The following is a 15768-nucleotide window of genomic DNA, read 5'->3' as shown; positions in this document are numbered from 1 at the left end:
AAGGAGGTAAGGATGAATTTTGATTATTTTTATAATAGGCAATCTGAGATGTATAACTTCATTAGGTTACCTATGGTATTAATGGAAGATGAAGTTTTTGAGAGCATTTCTATTGAAGCAAAAGTTTTGTATTCATATATGCTTAATCGAATGGGTCTTTCATATAAAAATGGCTGGATAGATGAAGATGGAAAAGTCTTTATTTATTACACAATTGAAAGTATAAAAGTTCAATTTAATTGTGCAAGTGAAAAAGCAAATAAATTAATAGCTGAACTTGATATTAAAACAGGAATAGGACTTATTGAGAAGAAAAGACAAGGACTTGGAAAGCCTAACAGAATTTATGTTAAAGACTTTATGAGCATATTTAATAATATGGAATTAAAAAATCAAGAAGTTCGAAAAACAAAATTCCAGAAGTTCGATAATCGAAATTCAAGAGATTCGAATATCGAAAGTCAAGATTTTCGAAAATCGGAAAGTAACTATAACAATATTAATAATAATGAGTTAAGAAAGAATGATTTTAGTAAGGGACAAAAGCCTTATGGAATATATAAAAATATATTTTTGACTGATGAAGAATATAAGGACTTAACAAATGAGTTAGGAAGTAGAATTAATGAATACATTGATAGGTTGTCGTCATATATGAAAGCAAATAACAGAGAATATCAAGACCACAAGGCAACGATAATCAATTGGTATCTTAATGATCAGGCGAAAAATATTAATGACAATTCAACAAGAAAAATGAATTACGATATAGGAGAGAGTTTATGAAGAACTTAAAAGATTTTGTATTAAGAGAAAATGATATTGAAAGAAATGGACATATTTATTGCAAGGTATGTGGTAAAAGAGTCGATGGAGAATTACTTGACCTTGGCTTTACAAAGTTTATTCCAAGAATTAAATGTGAATGTGAAATAAAAATAGATAAGGAAAATGCAGAAAGAGAAATGTTAACGAGAATATCATCGCTAAAAAGCGATTGTTTTTCATCGCCAAACCAACACCAATATACTTTTGAGAGATTCTTAAATGAAAAAGGTCAAGCTTACAAGGTTGCTTATAATTATGCTAAAAATTTTGAACAAATGAAGGAAGACAATGTTGGACTTTTATTTTATGGAGATGTTGGCAGTGGAAAGACTTATCTTGCTTGTTCTATTGCAAATGAATTAATCAAAAGAGAACAAGTTAAAGTTAAAATTATGAATTTATCTCAAGTTATAAACCAAATACAAAAATCTGCATTTAGGGTTGATTCAAATGAAATAATAAGTAACCTCTCTAATATTCCTTTGTTAATCCTAGATGACCTTGGAATTGAAAGAGATACATCTTATGCAAGAGAACAAGTATATAACATTATAAACTCAAGATACTTAAAGGGTAAGCCGACAATTTTTACTACAAACTTATCATTGGAAATTATTCAAAATCCTAATATTGACCTTGAGTATCAAAGGATATATTCAAGAATACTTGAAATGACAATACCAGTTAAAGTTACGGGAGAAGATTTTAGAAGAAAAATCCATCAAGAGAAGTTAAGAAAATACAAAGAGTTACTTTTATATGGAGGTGGAATAGATGATTAATGAAGAAGTATCAAGGTCAAGTCTTAATCTTGAAGTAAGACTTGCAAAAGCAACAAGTAAAGCAATTCTTGATGCCTTAAAGAAAGTACACAAGCAAATAGAAGAACAAGGAGGCTTGAAAAATGTAATAAAAAACAATGGAGAAGAAGTAAAACTAAAAGATATGGTTAAAAAGGGACAGTTAGAAGAAATTAATCTAAAAGATCCTGAGTTAAAAGAACTAAAGAAAATTTTAAATAAACACGGAGTGAAGTTTTCTGTTATGAAAGATAAGGAAACTGGCAACCACTCTGTGTTTTTTCAATCTAAGGATATAAAGGTAATGGAACACGCTTTTAAAAAAGCAGTAAAGGCTTCTGAAAGAAAGGCAGATAGAAAAGATTCAATAACGAAGACTATAAATAAGTTTAAAGATATGGCTAAGGATACCATTAGCAAAGATAAAGTTAAAAATAAACATAAGGAGCAAAGCTTATGATAAGTAATTTAAAAACATTTGAAAATAAGAATTTTGGGAAACTCACTGTTATAGAAAAAGACGGTGAGTTTTTCTTTATAGCAAATGAAGTAGCAACGATGTTGGGATACGTCAATCCAAGAAAAGCTATTTATGACCATGTAGATGAAGAAGATAAGGGTGTAACGAAATGGAACACCCCTGGAGGAATACAGAATATTTCAATAATTAACGAATCAGGACTGTATTCACTTATCCTCTCATCAAAACTGCCACAAGCAAAAATATTTAAAGCTTGGGTAACTAGAGAAGTCTTACCAAGTATTAGAAAAAACGGAGGATATATAGTAGGGCAAGAAAAGAAAACTAACGAAGAGCTATTTGCAGATGCAATTCTTGTAGCCAATAGAATTATTGCTGAAAGAGAAGAAGAAATTGAAGAATTAAGACCAAAGGCAGATTATTATGACAAATTAGTAGATTACAACCTACTTACAAACTTTAGAAATACTGCCAAAGAGTTAGGAATACCACAAAATCAGTTTATAAGTTTTCTAATGGATAAGGGATTAATTTACAGAGATAAGAAAAAGAAACTCTTACCTTATGCAGATAAGAACAAGGGATATTTTGAAGTAAAAGAATGGGTTGATCCACTAGGTACACTTGTAGGAATACAAACATTTATAACACCAAAGGGAAGACACTACCTACTAATTTTATTAGATAGTGAAGGTTTCTACGATGAATAAGGTATTAGAATCTATTCTTTCTGATATTAAAAACTTAATTAAAATAGACAACCCAAAGAAATTTATATTAGCAAACATTCCTTATCTATCATTTTTCTACATTGGAAATATCTTTTCTAAGCACATAAACTCTTATGTAGGAGGAGATATTATTGATAGAATAATGGTGGGAATTTCTGATATAGGAACTTTATCCTATATACTAAGCCTTAATCCAAGGGACTTGTTAGTAGGTATTTCAGTTGCTGGTCTTGTTAAGCTAATAGTATATAGCAAAGGCAAAAATAAAAAGAAATATAGGCAAGGCAAGGAATATGGATCTGCAAGATGGGGAGAAAGCAAGGATATTGCTCCATACATTGACCCTAAGTTTGAAAACAATGTTCTTATAACTAATACCGAAAGACTAACAATGAACTCAAGACCTAAAAACCCTAAATACGCCAGAAATAAAAATGTATTAGTAATAGGTGGTTCTGGATCAGGTAAAACAAGATTTTATGTAAAGCCAAATCTAATGCAAATGCACTCTTCCTATGTAGTAACAGATCCTAAAGGCACACTTGTGTTAGAGTGTGGAAAAATGCTCTATGAAAATGGATATGATATAAAGATATTAAATACAATAAACTTTAAAAAATCTATGAAATACAATCCCTTTGCTTATCTTCGATCAGAAAAAGATATTTTAAAACTTGTTCAAACTATAATTGCTAATACAAAGGGAGATGGAGAAAAGGCAGGAGAAGATTTTTGGGTAAAGGCTGAGAAGCTATATTACACTGCCCTTATCGGTTATATATATTATGAAGCACCTGAAGAAGAAAAGAATTTTAAAACACTCTTAGATATGATTGACGCAAGTGAAGTTAGAGAAGATGATGAAACCTATATGAACCCAATTGATAGGCTTTTTGAGGCTCTTGAAAAGAAAGACCCAAGTCATTTTGCAGTTAAGCAATATAAGAAATATAAACTGGCAGCAGGAGTAATAGAATTAAGGAGAACACTTAATCACTATTTTAGTGAAATATGTACTTCTTAATTCTTTTTTTATTGAAAAATTAAGAGAAAGGGGGTAAAAATGAGGAATTTTGAAAAGATAACAGCACTCTATGAGAGATTAAGTCGTGATGATGAACTGCAAGGAGAGAGTAACTCTATCATCAATCAGAAAAAAATATTGGAAGAATACGCAAGCAAAAATAATTTGTCAAACATCATTCACTTTACAGATGATGGAATCAGTGGAACGCAGTTTGACAGACCGGGATTTATGGCAATGATGAACGGAGTCAATCAAGGAAATATCGGTTGTATCATCGTAAAAGATATGAGCAGACTTGGCAGAGATTATCTCAAAGTCGGTCAATGTATGGAGATACTAAGACAAAAGGGCGTAAGACTAATCGCTATCAATGACAATGTAGATAGTTTTTACAGAGAAGATGATTTTACCCCTTTTAGAAATATCATGAACGAATGGTATGCAAGAGATACATCAAGAAAAATCCAATCGACTTTCAGGTCAAAAGGCGAAAGTGGGAAACATACTGCAAGTACACCGCCTTATGGCTATATCAAAGATGAAAAAGATAAAAACAAATGGATAGTAGATGAAAAAGCAGCAGAGATAGTAAGGCGAATATTTAACCTGACCATGCAAGGCAATGGTCCGTATCGAATAGCAAAGATATTGGAGAGTGAAAAAGTAGATATACCCGCCTATCATCAACAGAAATTAGGCTATGGACTATATCAAAGCAAAAACTTTGAACATCCCTATCGTTGGTGCAGTTCAACTATAGCAAGCATTTTAAAGAAACAAGAATACTTGGGGCATACAGTCAATTTCAAAACCAGAAAGCACTTCAAGGACAAGAAAAGCAAATATGTATCCGAGGATAACTGGCTTATTTTTGAAAATACACACGAGCCAATCATAGACCAAGAAACCTTTGATAATGTGCAAAGGATAAGAGGAAATGTAAAAAGGTATCCTGATGGTTGGGGCGAATATCACCCACTAACAGGATTGATGTATTGTGCGGATTGTGGGAGCAAGATGTATGTTCATAGAACAAGCAATTATAAGAATATTCCCTATTACACTTGCAGTGCCTATACCAAAACACCTTGTGGCACACTTTGTCCATCAGCACACAGAATAAAAGCAGAAGTAGTCTTAAATCTTATTAGGGAAACACTAAAAGATATTAAAAAATACCTTTATGAAGATAATGAAGCCTTTATCCGTTCCATTCAAAATGAAATGGAAGAAAAGGAAAAAATAGAGATAGAAAAGAAATACACAAGGCTTATTGACAGCAAAGGAAGATTACAGGAATTAGAAAGACTGATGTGTCGTATCTATGAAGATATGATCCTTAACAAAATACCAAATAGCAGATATGAAATGCTAAATAACCAATATGAAACGGAGCAGATAACTTTAAGTAAAGAAATTAAGGATTTGGAGCAGCAGGTATCAAGATATGAAAAAGAAACAGACAGAGCTAAAAAATTTATATCTCTTATCAGTCGTTATGAAAACTTTGATGAACTTACAACTACAATGATAAATGAGTTTGTAGAAAAGATTATCGTACATGAAAGAGATAGAAAAGGAAGTCAGACATCAAAGCAAAAGATAGAAATTTACTTTAATTTCATAGGCAATTATGAACTGCCACAGGCGGAGTTAAGTGATGAAGAAAAACAAAAACTTGAGGAAGAAGAAAGAAAAATCGAAGAAAGAAAAGACAAGCTACATCAAAATTACCTGAAACGAAAAGCAAGCGGAAAACAGAAAGAGTATGAGGATAAATATAAGGCAAGAAGGGAGCAGAAGAAACAAGAGAAATTAAAGGTTTTGAAAAGAGAGGGGATACCGGCAAGAGATTTTCAGTAAAGGCAAGAGATTTTCAGTAGAATATTGTGGATTGACTTTGAGGTTAGATTATGCTAAAATATAGTAAACGGTGTTATCTTAATTTGGGAGGTGAAACTTACTGAGAGACAAAGATGTTACAATAGAGAAAATATTAAAAAGTGCAAAAAGCGAGTTTACAGAGCATGGATTCGAAGAGGCTTCTATTCGCACTATTGCTAAAAATGCAGGAATTACGCCTGGTGCAATATATAAGCATTTTAAATCTAAAGAAGATATTTTTAAAGTACTTGTAAGTCCTATACTTAATCACTTATACAGAAGAAGTAAAGAATTGACAAATCAAGCGATTGAAGAAATTAAAGTAAATGGTTTACAAGCTTTTGGAGAAAAATCTGATGATAGTAATAGGGAATTATTGGAATTTATTTACCAAAACGATCCTATAGTTAATCTTCTGTTTAACTGTTCTCAGGGTACGGAATTTGAATCAATTCGTCATGATTTAGTGAATCTTGAAGTGCAGGGCGCTAAGAAATTAATTGAGATTCTTAAAGAAAAAAAGATTGAAGTAAATGATTTGAATGATGATGAACTTCATGTTCTTTATACAATGGCATGTACGCCTTTATTTGAGGTAATCACACATAGGTATCCATATAATGAAGCCTTAAATTTTATCGATATGATGGAGGCAGCAATGAATTTTGGTTGGAGGAGGATTATTAAATGAAAACATAATATAAAATTAAAAAATAATAAATTTTGAAATCGGGTTAATCCCGATTTTCTGCGTTTTATGGAAAGTAAACAATAATAAGAAAAATTTACCAGTAAAGATTATTTTGAATCAATCATATTGCAACTGGTAAATAAATATAAAAATTTAAATGGAGGTATTCAAATGAATGAAAGAAAATTAAAAACAAAAGATTTAGTTAACATCGGTATTTTTTCGGTGATATACATGGCGTTATCAATGGCGGTAATGTTTATTCCTGTGTTTTCTCCGATACTTTGGTTATTATGGCCAGCAATGACAGGCATAATATGTAATTTTATTTACATGTTGTTGGTCTCTAAGGTGCCAAAACCAGGAACGGCTTTACTTTTGATAGCAATTACAGGGATTATATATTTTGCTATAGGAGAATGCACTTTTACAATTGTCATAACTTGCGTTATTGCAGGGGTTTTAGCAGAAATTACTAGAAAAATTTTGGGATATAAAAGTCAAAAAAGCGTAATAGTATCTTCAGGATTGATTTGCATTGGGTTGATTGGCTCACCATTGCCTATGTGGTTGTTCCAAGAATCTTATATGAAATCTATTATTAAAATGGGAATGAGTCCAGAATATGTAAATAAATTACAAACTTTAATTTCAATTCCAACACTTATCGGGATGATCATTACTGCATTTATTGGAGGAGTCATTGGTGCATATATAGGTAAAGCAATGTTCAAAAAACGTTTTGAAAAAGCTGGAATTATGTAAATGGAGGGTATTGTAAGAGGCATTATAAAGCTAAATCCACTAACTGAAATCATTTTTTTGATTTCAGTTAGTATTATTAGCTTTGCAAATAATAGCTTAAAATTAGATTTTTTTATTCTTTTAATGGTTGCTATTATAGCGTTATTTATGGGACTTGTTAAAATATCTTTAAAGGCATTATCTATGTTTGTATTATTACAGGGATTGAAATATTTTGTTTTGCCGATTCTACCAGATGTCATATCAGCACATTTTGGATTATTGGTGATTCATGCTCCTAAGTTAATACCGATTTTTTTAGTTGGTCAAATTCTTGTAAAAACTAATCCTATACGAAATATTATGTATGCCTTAAAAATGATGCATTTTCCAAAAAGCCTAATTATTTCCCTAGCAATAGGCATCAGATATTTTCCATCTTTAAGAGAAGAAAAAATATTAATCTCAGATGCAATAAAAATAAGAGGCGTGACTGGATTTAAAAAGATACAATTAGGACTAATATCTTTAATAGTTACAGCTTCTAATACCGCAGATGAATTAGCTCAAGCTATTACAGTAAGAGGGATAGAAAATCCTGCAAGAAAGACTTTTATGGATAATGCAGGATTTAACATTTGGGATCTAATAATTATTCTATTATGTATTCTGATGTTCTTTAATGTAAAGTTCAAGTTATTTTTATAAGAGGTACGAAACATGATTAATATAAATGAAGCTTCATATTCCTATAAGAGAAGCTTAGAAGATCAGTTAAAGAAAATTTCAATAAAGATTAATCAAGGAGAAGTTATCTTATTATGCGGAAAATCTGGTTCTGGGAAAACAACTATAACAAAATTAATCAATGGATTGATTCCTCATTTTTTAGAGGGAAATTTATTAGGAAATATTTTTATAAATGGGATAAACACAAAACAAATGAAGATATATGAAATTTCTGAAAAAGTGGGAACAATTTTTCAAAACCCCAAAACACAGTTTTTTAATTTAGATTCAGATAGTGAACTAACATTTGGATTAGAAAATTTAGGTGAAAACCCTGATAAAATAAAAAGACAAGTTTTTAAAGTGGTACGTGATTTGGGAATTGAAAGATTAAAAAACAGAAATATTTTTATGATGTCAGGTGGAGAAAAGCAATTACTTGCTATTGCATCTATTTATGCTACCAATCCAGATGTATATGTGTTTGATGAACCTTCTGCAAATATTGATGAGTATGGCATTGAAAGAATAAGAGAGATGCTTATAAATCTTAAAACTCAGGGCAAGACAATTATTATTTCTGAACATAGACTCTATTATTTAATGGATTTAATTGATAGAGCTATTTATTTACAAGACGGAAAAATAAAATATGTTTTTTCAAATGTGGAATTTTCTTCAATTAGTGATGACTCACGAAAGAAACTAGGACTTAGAACTTTTGTAAGAAAGAAAAATGATGATTTTGCAAATCCTGTAACATTTTGTGAATCTGATGACTTTGTAGTTTCAAATTTAGAATATGAAAATAAGAAACAAAAAATTTTAGATAAGATAAATATTTCCGGAAACAAGGGAGATATTATTGCAATAACAGGTAAAAATGGTCAAGGAAAAACAACATTAATGAGAATTTTGTGTGGACTGTTGAAAGAAAACGAAGGAAAAATAAGCTATAAAGGAAGTCCCATAAAATATAAAAAACGAAGAAAACTTTGTTATATGGTTATGCAAGATGTAATTCATCAGTTTTTTTCGGAATCTGTAAGAGATGAATTTAGTTTATTTGATTCTAAAATAGATGAAAAGCAAATAGATAATATTCTAGAAAAATTAGATCTTAAAAAATTAGATAATCGTCATCCTATGTGCTTATCAGGAGGTCAAATGCAGAGACTTTCTGTAGCATTGGGGATGTTAATGAATAGAGAAATTATTATTTTGGACGAACCAACGAGTGGACTTGATTATACAAATATGCTCGAAATAAGCAAAGTCATTAAAGAATTTTCAAATAATAAAATTATATTTATTGTTACGCATGATAATGAATTGATTGATAGTACATGTAATAAATTATTGGAAATTTGCGATGGCAGAATAAAAAGATTTTATGAAAGAAGGTAAAAGATGGATATCTTAAAGGGACATAAAAGCAAGATTTTCGCAGCTGTATTCATTGCGATAATAGGAGTAGGATTTGGTGTAATACCTTATTTTTCTGTAGCAGCCATTATTAATAACTTGGTTGCAAAAAATACAAATTTAAATAATTATTATCCATATATTTTTGCTGTATTTCTGGGATTTTTGGCAAGTATATTATTTCATGAAATATCTACTATTATTTCTCATAATCTTGCCTACAGGATTATTGAAGATAAAAGAAAGTTATTAGCTGACAAATTAAGTAAAATTTCTATGGGAGAAGTTGAAAGAAAGAGCAGCGGACAGTGGTCTCAATTTATGGTGGAAACACTTGATAAAATGGAAAAACCGATTGCTCATGTGATTCCAGAAGTTATTGCTAATATATTCATTCCTATAGTATTGATCATAACAATTTTTATAATGGACTGGAGAATAGGAATTGCAAATTTACTTACAATTCCATTGGGATTATTGTTCTCAATGTTAATGATGCGAGGTTATGAAGAAAAATCTAAAAGATACCAAGAAGCAGCTAAAGCTATGAATACGACAATGGTTGAATATGTAAATGGTATTAAAGTTATAAAAGCATTTAATAAATCAGCATCATCATTTGGGAAATTTAGAAAGACTGTTGAAGAAAATAAGAACGCAATGCTTGATTGGTATTTGAGTGTTTGTTTTTCAATGACAGCAACTATGGAAACTATCCCGTCAACTATGGTATTCGTTTTACCAGCTTCCTTGTATTTCTTTATGAAGGGTAGTGTTGAAGTAGGGACTCTTATCACGTGTATATTGCTATCATATGCTTCATATAAACCATTAATAAAAGCTATGAGTCATATGGAAACAATAGCAAATATAAAAGTTGTATTTGAAGAAATAAAAAAAATAATGGAAATTCCTAACTTAAAAAGAGGAGAAGAAGTAAGAGATATAAAATCTTATGATGTAGAGTTTAAAGATGTTACATTTGCATATGAAGAGTCAAAGAATGTATTAAATAATATTTCGTTTAAAGCAAATGAAAATGAGTTAACTGCAATCGTTGGAAATTCAGGTAGTGGAAAGTCTACTATTACAAAACTAATCGCAGGATTTTGGAATGTTTCTAATGGAGAAATTTTAATTGGAAAAACAAATTTGAACGAATTGCCTTTAAAACAGAATATGGAGCTTGTTAGCTATGTGTCGCAAGAAAACTTTCTTTTTAATAAAACAATATTAGAAAATTTAAAGATGGCGAAGGAAGATGCGAGTATGGATGAAATTAAAGAGGCTTGTGAAAAAGCGAGTTGCTATAATTTTATAAAGAGCCTACCAAATGGATATGAAACTATTGTAGGAAAGGGAGGAGCAAATCTTTCTGGAGGAGAAAAGCAAAGAATTGCAATAGCTAGGTGTTTTTTAAAGAATAGTCCTATTGTACTACTTGATGAAGCAACAGCATATTCTGATCCTGACAATGAATCAGTTATTCAACAGTCTATTGATAAGTTAATTAAAGATAAAACAGTGATTATGGTAGCTCACAGGTTATCTACAATTGTAAATGCAAATAAAATAATTGTGGTGGATAATGGAGAAGTAATTGAAGAAGGCACTCATAAACAATTACTAGAGTTAAATGGGAGATACAAAAAAATGTGGGATGTATATACAGAATCTAAAGAAATCGAGGTGATATAAAGTGAGAGAATTGATAAAAACTTTATATGAGGTGTCAGGGTCATATTCAAATAAAATAACAAAAATGCTTATTTTTGATGTATTTAAGGGAGTATTTGAAGGAGTTTCTTTAGGTGCAATTCTATTATGTTTGACCAAAATTTGTGAAAATATATTCACGAACCAAAGCATTTTAATTAAAGATGTGTATATTGTTTTTATTATTGCAGCTATAAGTGTGGTAGGAAAAATTATATTTGGATATCTGGCTGATAAAAACAAATATATTGCTTCGTACAATTTAGGAGCAGAAAATAGATTATATATTGGTGATCGTTTAAAAAATGTAAACATGGGATATTTCAGCACAAATTCTTTAGGGAATATAGCAGGAGCATTGTCAACTGTTATAGGTGAACTTGAAACAATAGGAGTTTTTATTATTGAGCAAATGCTTGTAGGTACAATACAGACACTAATTATGGTTATTTTCATACTACCTTATGATTTTGCAACAGCTATAATTATATTGTTGACTTTGATTGTTGGAACCTTAGTAAACTTATTCACACAAAAAAGCACAGATCAACTAACAGAGAGATTGTTAGGACTTAAATTGGATTTAAGTGAAAAAATGCTTGAGTATGTAAATGGGATAGGAATAACTAAAGCATTTGGAAAAGATAAAAATACAGTTAAGGAACTAAACGAAAGTATTACAAAAAGTCGCAAAGGCTTCCTTGCTGTAGAAAAAATTTTAGTTCCAACACAGTTTTTATTCTTGTTAGTATTTAAACTTGGTATTTGTGTGATAATTTTTAGTTCTATCATAAGATATTTATCAGGGGATATTGAAGTTACTAAAGCTATTATATTAATTGTTATGAGTTTTGTTGTTTTTTCTGGATTTGAATTAGCAGGAAGTATGCAGAGTATTAAGGGTGTTGCTGTACGAAATCTTAATACTGTTATAAATTTAAGAAATTTGCCTGTAATTGAAGAAGGTGAAATGACAGAAGTAGATAAAGCAGAAATATCAATGAACAATATTTCATTTTCTTATGGAAAAGAAAATCTTTTCAATAATCTAAGTATGCTTGTTCCAGATGGAAAAACAACTGCTCTTGTTGGATTTTCAGGAAGTGGTAAAACAACACTTTGCAATTTAATGGCGAGGTTTTGGGATGTAAATTCTGGCGAAGTAAAAGTTGGAAATCTAAATATTAAACAGTACAAGTATGATGAATTGCTTTCAAATTTTAGCTTTGTTTTTCAAGACGTGTATCTTTTTGATGATACCATAAAAAACAATATTAAGTTTGGTAATCCAAATGCAACAGATGAAGAAATGATAGATATTGCCAAAAAAGCTCAGTGCCATGATTTTATTATGAAATTGCCACAAGCTTATGATACTGTTTTGCAAGAAGGGGGTTCAAACCTATCTGGAGGTGAACGCCAGAGAATATCTATTGCGAGAGCTATGTTAAAGCCAAGTAAATTTGTAATTCTTGATGAGGCAACTTCAAGCGTAGATCCAGAAAATGAAAAACAATTATTGATTGCTTTGAAAAACTTATTAAAAGGCAAAACTGTTATTGTAATTGCACACAAGCTTTCTACTGTAAAAAATGCTGATCAGATAGTTGTTTTAAAAGATGGTGTTATAAAACAAGTAGGAACACATAGTGAACTTGCATCTAAACATGGAATATATAAGGATTTTATTGAAATCAGAAAACAATCTGAAGAATGGGTAGTTTAGAAAGGTTTGATATATGAATATTAGATAGATGTAAGAAACGGGGGAGTAAGATGAAAAAGACTTTTCATATAGAAGAAAGAAATAACAAAAAATTCTTCTTGCCTTATAGTTTCTTATTATCTCAAGCAACTAAATATATCTAAAGAAAAGATAGATTCATTTCTTTTCGGAGGACTATTTACACCAAAGTGTAGAAGTCCTCCTTTTTTATTCTCAAAAAGCAAAAACAGAGAGCATAAAAAGGAGGATTACACAATGGACAAAAAAGAATATTTCCTTTATGTCAAAGGAAAAGCCGTACCTGTAAGTGAAGAAGTCTATAAAGCCTACTGGAAGATAACAGAGCATGAAAAATATCTCCAAAGAAAAGATTGGAAGCATAATGTTATACCATTTTCAGCACTGGATAATGATGGACACTTTGTAGATAACATCATAGATGAAAAAATAGACTTAGAAAAAATTGTAGAAGTAAAAATTCGAATTGAAGAACTTCATAAAGCATTAAATACTCTAACACAAGAAGAACGAGAGCTAATGGAAGCCATCTTCTACAAAGAAGAAAGCCTAAGGTCAATCAGCAGAAGAGAGAAAGTTACACATCAAGCAATCAGCGGGAGGAGGGACAGAATTTTAGAAAAACTGAGAAAGATTTTAGAAGATAAAATCTAAAAACTTGGAAAGGTTAAGTGTCAAAAAAGGTGCTTAACCTTTCTTTATAGAAACAAATAAATACTAAAACGGAGGAATGAAAAATGAAGAAAGAAAACACATTACAGGAAGTACATGGACAAATTTCTGAACTACAGGAAGAAAGAGAAAAGTGCGATATAAAGCTGAAGCAATTACAAAATCAAGGTAAGAAATTAGAAAAGCTGGCAAATGAAAAGGAACGAAGAAGAAGAAATCACAGGCTTATTCAAAGGGGCTTGATAGTAGAAAGAGTCATTAAAAAACCTCTAATATTCACCAATGAGGAGATAGAAGAATTACTTAAAGTTGCTACTGATACAGAAGAATACAGACAAGCCTATGAAGAAATGATAAATGGGAAAGATACAGAAGATGAAGCAGACATAGAGTAGATACAATAAAAAACCTTAGTTTTTTCAGAAGCTCCCTGCAAGGGCAAAAAGCTTCGCAGAACGCAAAGCACCCTTTAGGGTGTATAATTGCGCCCTTAGAAAAACTAAGGGATTTTAGCAAGTCTTTGAAAATCCAAAACTTAATAAAAATGTATTGATGAAGCAGATAGGAAAAGGTACAAAAAATAACCTGTCTGCTTTTTCCTTTACCTGAAAACAAACAAAAAAATGAAAGGAGCTTATACAGATGGCAGAAACATTTCACTTTAGTATTTCTATGATAAGCAGAGGTAAGAGTAAATCAGCAGTTGCAAGTGCAGCATATATCTCTTGTGAGAAAATCAAAAATGAATGGGACGGAGAAGTTCATGACTATCATAATAAAAAAGGACTTTTACATTCAGAAATCTTCTTGCCGGAGAATGTCCCCATAGCATTAAAAGATAGAACTACTTTATGGAATAGCATTGAACTAAATGAGAAAGCAAGCAATGCACAGCTTGCAAGAAACTTCATTATCGCCTTACCGAAAGAATTATCTTTTGAAGAAAATAAAAAACTCATTACCGAATTCATACAAAAAAATTTTGTGTCAAAAGGAATGATAGCAGACCTTGCAATCCATGATGAAAGTGATGAAGAAAATAACAATATCCATGCTCATATTATGACTACCCTTAGACCAATCAATGAAAAAGGAGAGTGGCAGGCAAAAAGCAAAAAAGAATATGTTCTTGATGAAAACGGAGAAAAGATAAAATTAAAAAGCGGTAACTACAAAACAAGAAAAGTAGAGCTGACGGACTGGAACGATAAAGGCAACGCAGAGAAATGGAGAGAGAATTTTGCAAGCCTTTGTAATCAGTATTTAGAAAAAAATCATCAGGAAAAGAGAGTGGATCATCGCTCCTACAAAAGACAAGGGATAGAAGAAATCCCAACCATTCATTTAGGAGCAAGTGCCAGTGCCTTAGAGAAAAAAGGAATAGAAACCGACAAAGGAAACATCAACAGAGAAATCAAAAAGCATAATTCCTTAGTAAAAGCCATCAAGAACAAGATAAAAGAAATCACCTATTGGATAGACTCTTTACTTGGAAATCTGCAAGCAAAATACGATGAGTATAAACAGACCAAGAAAGATGAACTTGAGAATAAAGCGGAACTCTTTAACCTCTATGAATATATTTCTATCTACAACGAGATACAGGGAGAAAAATCAAAAAATTTATCCTACTACGGACAGATAAAAAAGGGGAATGCAGACCTAAAGAGATTTGTAAAAGCAATCTACTATTTGAAAGATAATAAACTTCAAACCATAGCAGACCTACAAGAAAAAGTCATTGAACTGGCAAAGCAAAGTAAAAAGATAAGTGGTGATATTCAGAGTAAAACACAAAGAATAAAAGACTTAAATCAATGTGTAAGCTGCATAGACTCTATCAAAGAAAACAAAGAGGTCTATCAGGAATACAAGAGCAAAACCATATTCAAAGACAGCTTTTACAATTCCCATAAAAAAGAAATAGACAGATACCTAAGAGCAAGAAAGACCATAGAAAAAATCACCGGGACATCAGCCATAAAGTCGAGTGATTGGCAAAAAGAAATATCAAGTCTTGAAAATGAGATACAAAGTTTAACGGAAGATAAAGCTAAAGTACAAGATGAATTTAAGCAGATAGACCATATCAAATATGCAGTAAAGATTGTCAATGATGAGTATGGAATAGATTTATCCATAGAGATAGACAAGGCAATTAAGAGGGGAGATAAACCAAGTGTAATTGCACAACTGAAAAAATTTCAAGAGCAAGAGGAAAGAAAGGGTCAGTACAAACAAAAAGCAAAAGAAAAGGCTAAAGAAAATTATAAAAATAAAGGGGAGGAAAGATAAA

The 15768-nt window shown here is 30.9% G+C and carries 14 protein-coding genes and 2 pseudogenes; all 16 read left to right on the top strand.

The window, feature by feature from the left end; translation table 11 throughout:
• Positions 1-12: 12 nt before the first annotated feature.
• The 16 genes and pseudogenes from L6651_RS03390 to mobQ all read left to right on the top strand — a co-directional run bounded on the left by L6651_RS03390 (position 13) and on the right by mobQ (position 15767).
• Positions 13-786 carry a replication initiator protein A gene (locus tag L6651_RS03390; RefSeq protein ID WP_237036617.1) on the top strand — a complete coding sequence of 258 codons (774 nt, stop codon included), beginning with the start codon at positions 13-15 and terminating at the stop codon, positions 784-786.
• Complete coding sequence (locus tag L6651_RS03385; protein ID WP_237036616.1) at positions 783-1610, top strand: ATP-binding protein; 828 nt, start codon at positions 783-785, stop codon at positions 1608-1610. The genes L6651_RS03390 and L6651_RS03385 overlap by 4 nt, the downstream gene beginning before the upstream one ends.
• Positions 1603-2088, top strand: coding sequence for a PcfB family protein (locus L6651_RS03380; RefSeq protein WP_000606600.1), 486 nt, complete (start codon positions 1603-1605; stop codon positions 2086-2088). Before L6651_RS03385 ends, L6651_RS03380 begins: the two co-directional genes overlap by 8 nt.
• Entirely contained in the window at positions 2085-2819 is a 735-nt protein-coding gene (locus L6651_RS03375; RefSeq protein WP_237036615.1) for a phage antirepressor KilAC domain-containing protein, read from the top strand. Before L6651_RS03380 ends, L6651_RS03375 begins: the two co-directional genes overlap by 4 nt.
• Positions 2812-3807, top strand: a pseudogene (locus tag L6651_RS03370) (type IV secretory system conjugative DNA transfer family protein); the annotation flags it as partial. The gene L6651_RS03375 and the pseudogene L6651_RS03370, both read left to right, overlap by 8 nt.
• Positions 3808-3903: 96 nt before the next feature.
• Positions 3904-5730, top strand: a complete 1827-nt coding sequence (locus tag L6651_RS03365; protein ID WP_237036613.1) for a recombinase family protein — start codon at positions 3904-3906, stop codon at positions 5728-5730.
• Positions 5731-5830: 100 nt separating this feature from the next.
• A pseudogene (locus tag L6651_RS09420) lies at positions 5831-5983 on the top strand (TetR/AcrR family transcriptional regulator); the annotation flags it as partial.
• 60 nt (positions 5984-6043) lie between these two features.
• Positions 6044-6442, top strand: a complete 399-nt coding sequence (locus tag L6651_RS03355; RefSeq protein ID WP_000184354.1) for a hypothetical protein — start codon at positions 6044-6046, stop codon at positions 6440-6442.
• 171 nt (positions 6443-6613) lie between these two features.
• Positions 6614-7207: an MptD family putative ECF transporter S component gene (locus tag L6651_RS03350; protein WP_001005732.1), complete on the top strand. Its 594-nt coding sequence runs from the start codon at positions 6614-6616 to the stop codon at positions 7205-7207.
• Entirely contained in the window at positions 7208-7894 is a 687-nt protein-coding gene (locus L6651_RS03345) for an energy-coupling factor transporter transmembrane component T family protein (RefSeq protein ID WP_019117224.1), read from the top strand.
• Between the two features lie 12 nt (positions 7895-7906).
• The gene (locus tag L6651_RS03340) at positions 7907-9322 is read left to right on the top strand and encodes an ABC transporter ATP-binding protein (RefSeq protein WP_237036612.1); all 1416 of its coding nucleotides are present in this window, start codon (positions 7907-7909) and stop codon (positions 9320-9322) included.
• A 3-nt stretch (positions 9323-9325) separates the two neighbouring features.
• Positions 9326-11038 (top strand): ABC transporter ATP-binding protein, encoded by a 1713-nt coding sequence (locus L6651_RS03335; RefSeq protein WP_050198508.1) that lies wholly within the window; start codon positions 9326-9328, stop codon positions 11036-11038.
• Position 11039: 1 nt separating this feature from the next.
• Positions 11040-12782 carry an ABC transporter ATP-binding protein gene (locus tag L6651_RS03330; protein ID WP_237036611.1) on the top strand — a complete coding sequence of 581 codons (1743 nt, stop codon included), beginning with the start codon at positions 11040-11042 and terminating at the stop codon, positions 12780-12782.
• A gap of 255 nt (positions 12783-13037) precedes the next feature.
• Entirely contained in the window at positions 13038-13454 is a 417-nt protein-coding gene (locus tag L6651_RS03325) for a sigma factor-like helix-turn-helix DNA-binding protein (RefSeq protein ID WP_237036610.1), read from the top strand.
• Positions 13455-13537: 83 nt separating this feature from the next.
• Positions 13538-13867 carry a DUF3847 domain-containing protein gene (locus L6651_RS03320; protein ID WP_084916539.1) on the top strand — a complete coding sequence of 110 codons (330 nt, stop codon included), beginning with the start codon at positions 13538-13540 and terminating at the stop codon, positions 13865-13867.
• Positions 13868-14114: 247 nt separating this feature from the next.
• Positions 14115-15767, top strand: a complete 1653-nt coding sequence (gene mobQ / locus L6651_RS03315) for a MobQ family relaxase (protein ID WP_019132838.1) — start codon at positions 14115-14117, stop codon at positions 15765-15767.
• The last annotated feature ends 1 nt before the right edge of the window (position 15768 follow it).

This window comes from Mediannikoviicoccus vaginalis, from assembly GCF_928097925.1.
Lineage (GTDB): Bacteria > Bacillota > Clostridia > Tissierellales > Peptoniphilaceae > Mediannikoviicoccus > Mediannikoviicoccus vaginalis.
Note: the sequence above shows the minus strand (reverse complement) of the source record. Positions and strands in the feature narration are given on the sequence as shown.

What these genes read in the sequence shown, in the direction of transcription:
- L6651_RS03375 (WP_237036615.1), top strand. Translation starts at nt 2,085, where the DNA reads ATGATAAGTAATTTAAAAACATTTGAAAATAAGAATTTTGGGAAACTC.
- L6651_RS03350 (WP_001005732.1), top strand. Translation starts at nt 6,614, where the DNA reads ATGAATGAAAGAAAATTAAAAACAAAAGATTTAGTTAACATCGGTATT.
- L6651_RS03340 (WP_237036612.1), top strand. Translation starts at nt 7,907, where the DNA reads ATGATTAATATAAATGAAGCTTCATATTCCTATAAGAGAAGCTTAGAA.
- L6651_RS03390 (WP_237036617.1), top strand. Translation starts at nt 13, where the DNA reads ATGAATTTTGATTATTTTTATAATAGGCAATCTGAGATGTATAACTTC.
- L6651_RS03345 (WP_019117224.1), top strand. Translation starts at nt 7,208, where the DNA reads ATGGAGGGTATTGTAAGAGGCATTATAAAGCTAAATCCACTAACTGAA.
- L6651_RS03365 (WP_237036613.1), top strand. Translation starts at nt 3,904, where the DNA reads ATGAGGAATTTTGAAAAGATAACAGCACTCTATGAGAGATTAAGTCGT.
- L6651_RS03335 (WP_050198508.1), top strand. Translation starts at nt 9,326, where the DNA reads ATGGATATCTTAAAGGGACATAAAAGCAAGATTTTCGCAGCTGTATTC.
- mobQ (WP_019132838.1), top strand. Translation starts at nt 14,115, where the DNA reads ATGGCAGAAACATTTCACTTTAGTATTTCTATGATAAGCAGAGGTAAG.
- L6651_RS03320 (WP_084916539.1), top strand. Translation starts at nt 13,538, where the DNA reads ATGAAGAAAGAAAACACATTACAGGAAGTACATGGACAAATTTCTGAA.
- L6651_RS03325 (WP_237036610.1), top strand. Translation starts at nt 13,038, where the DNA reads ATGGACAAAAAAGAATATTTCCTTTATGTCAAAGGAAAAGCCGTACCT.
- L6651_RS03385 (WP_237036616.1), top strand. Translation starts at nt 783, where the DNA reads ATGAAGAACTTAAAAGATTTTGTATTAAGAGAAAATGATATTGAAAGA.
- L6651_RS03380 (WP_000606600.1), top strand. Translation starts at nt 1,603, where the DNA reads ATGATTAATGAAGAAGTATCAAGGTCAAGTCTTAATCTTGAAGTAAGA.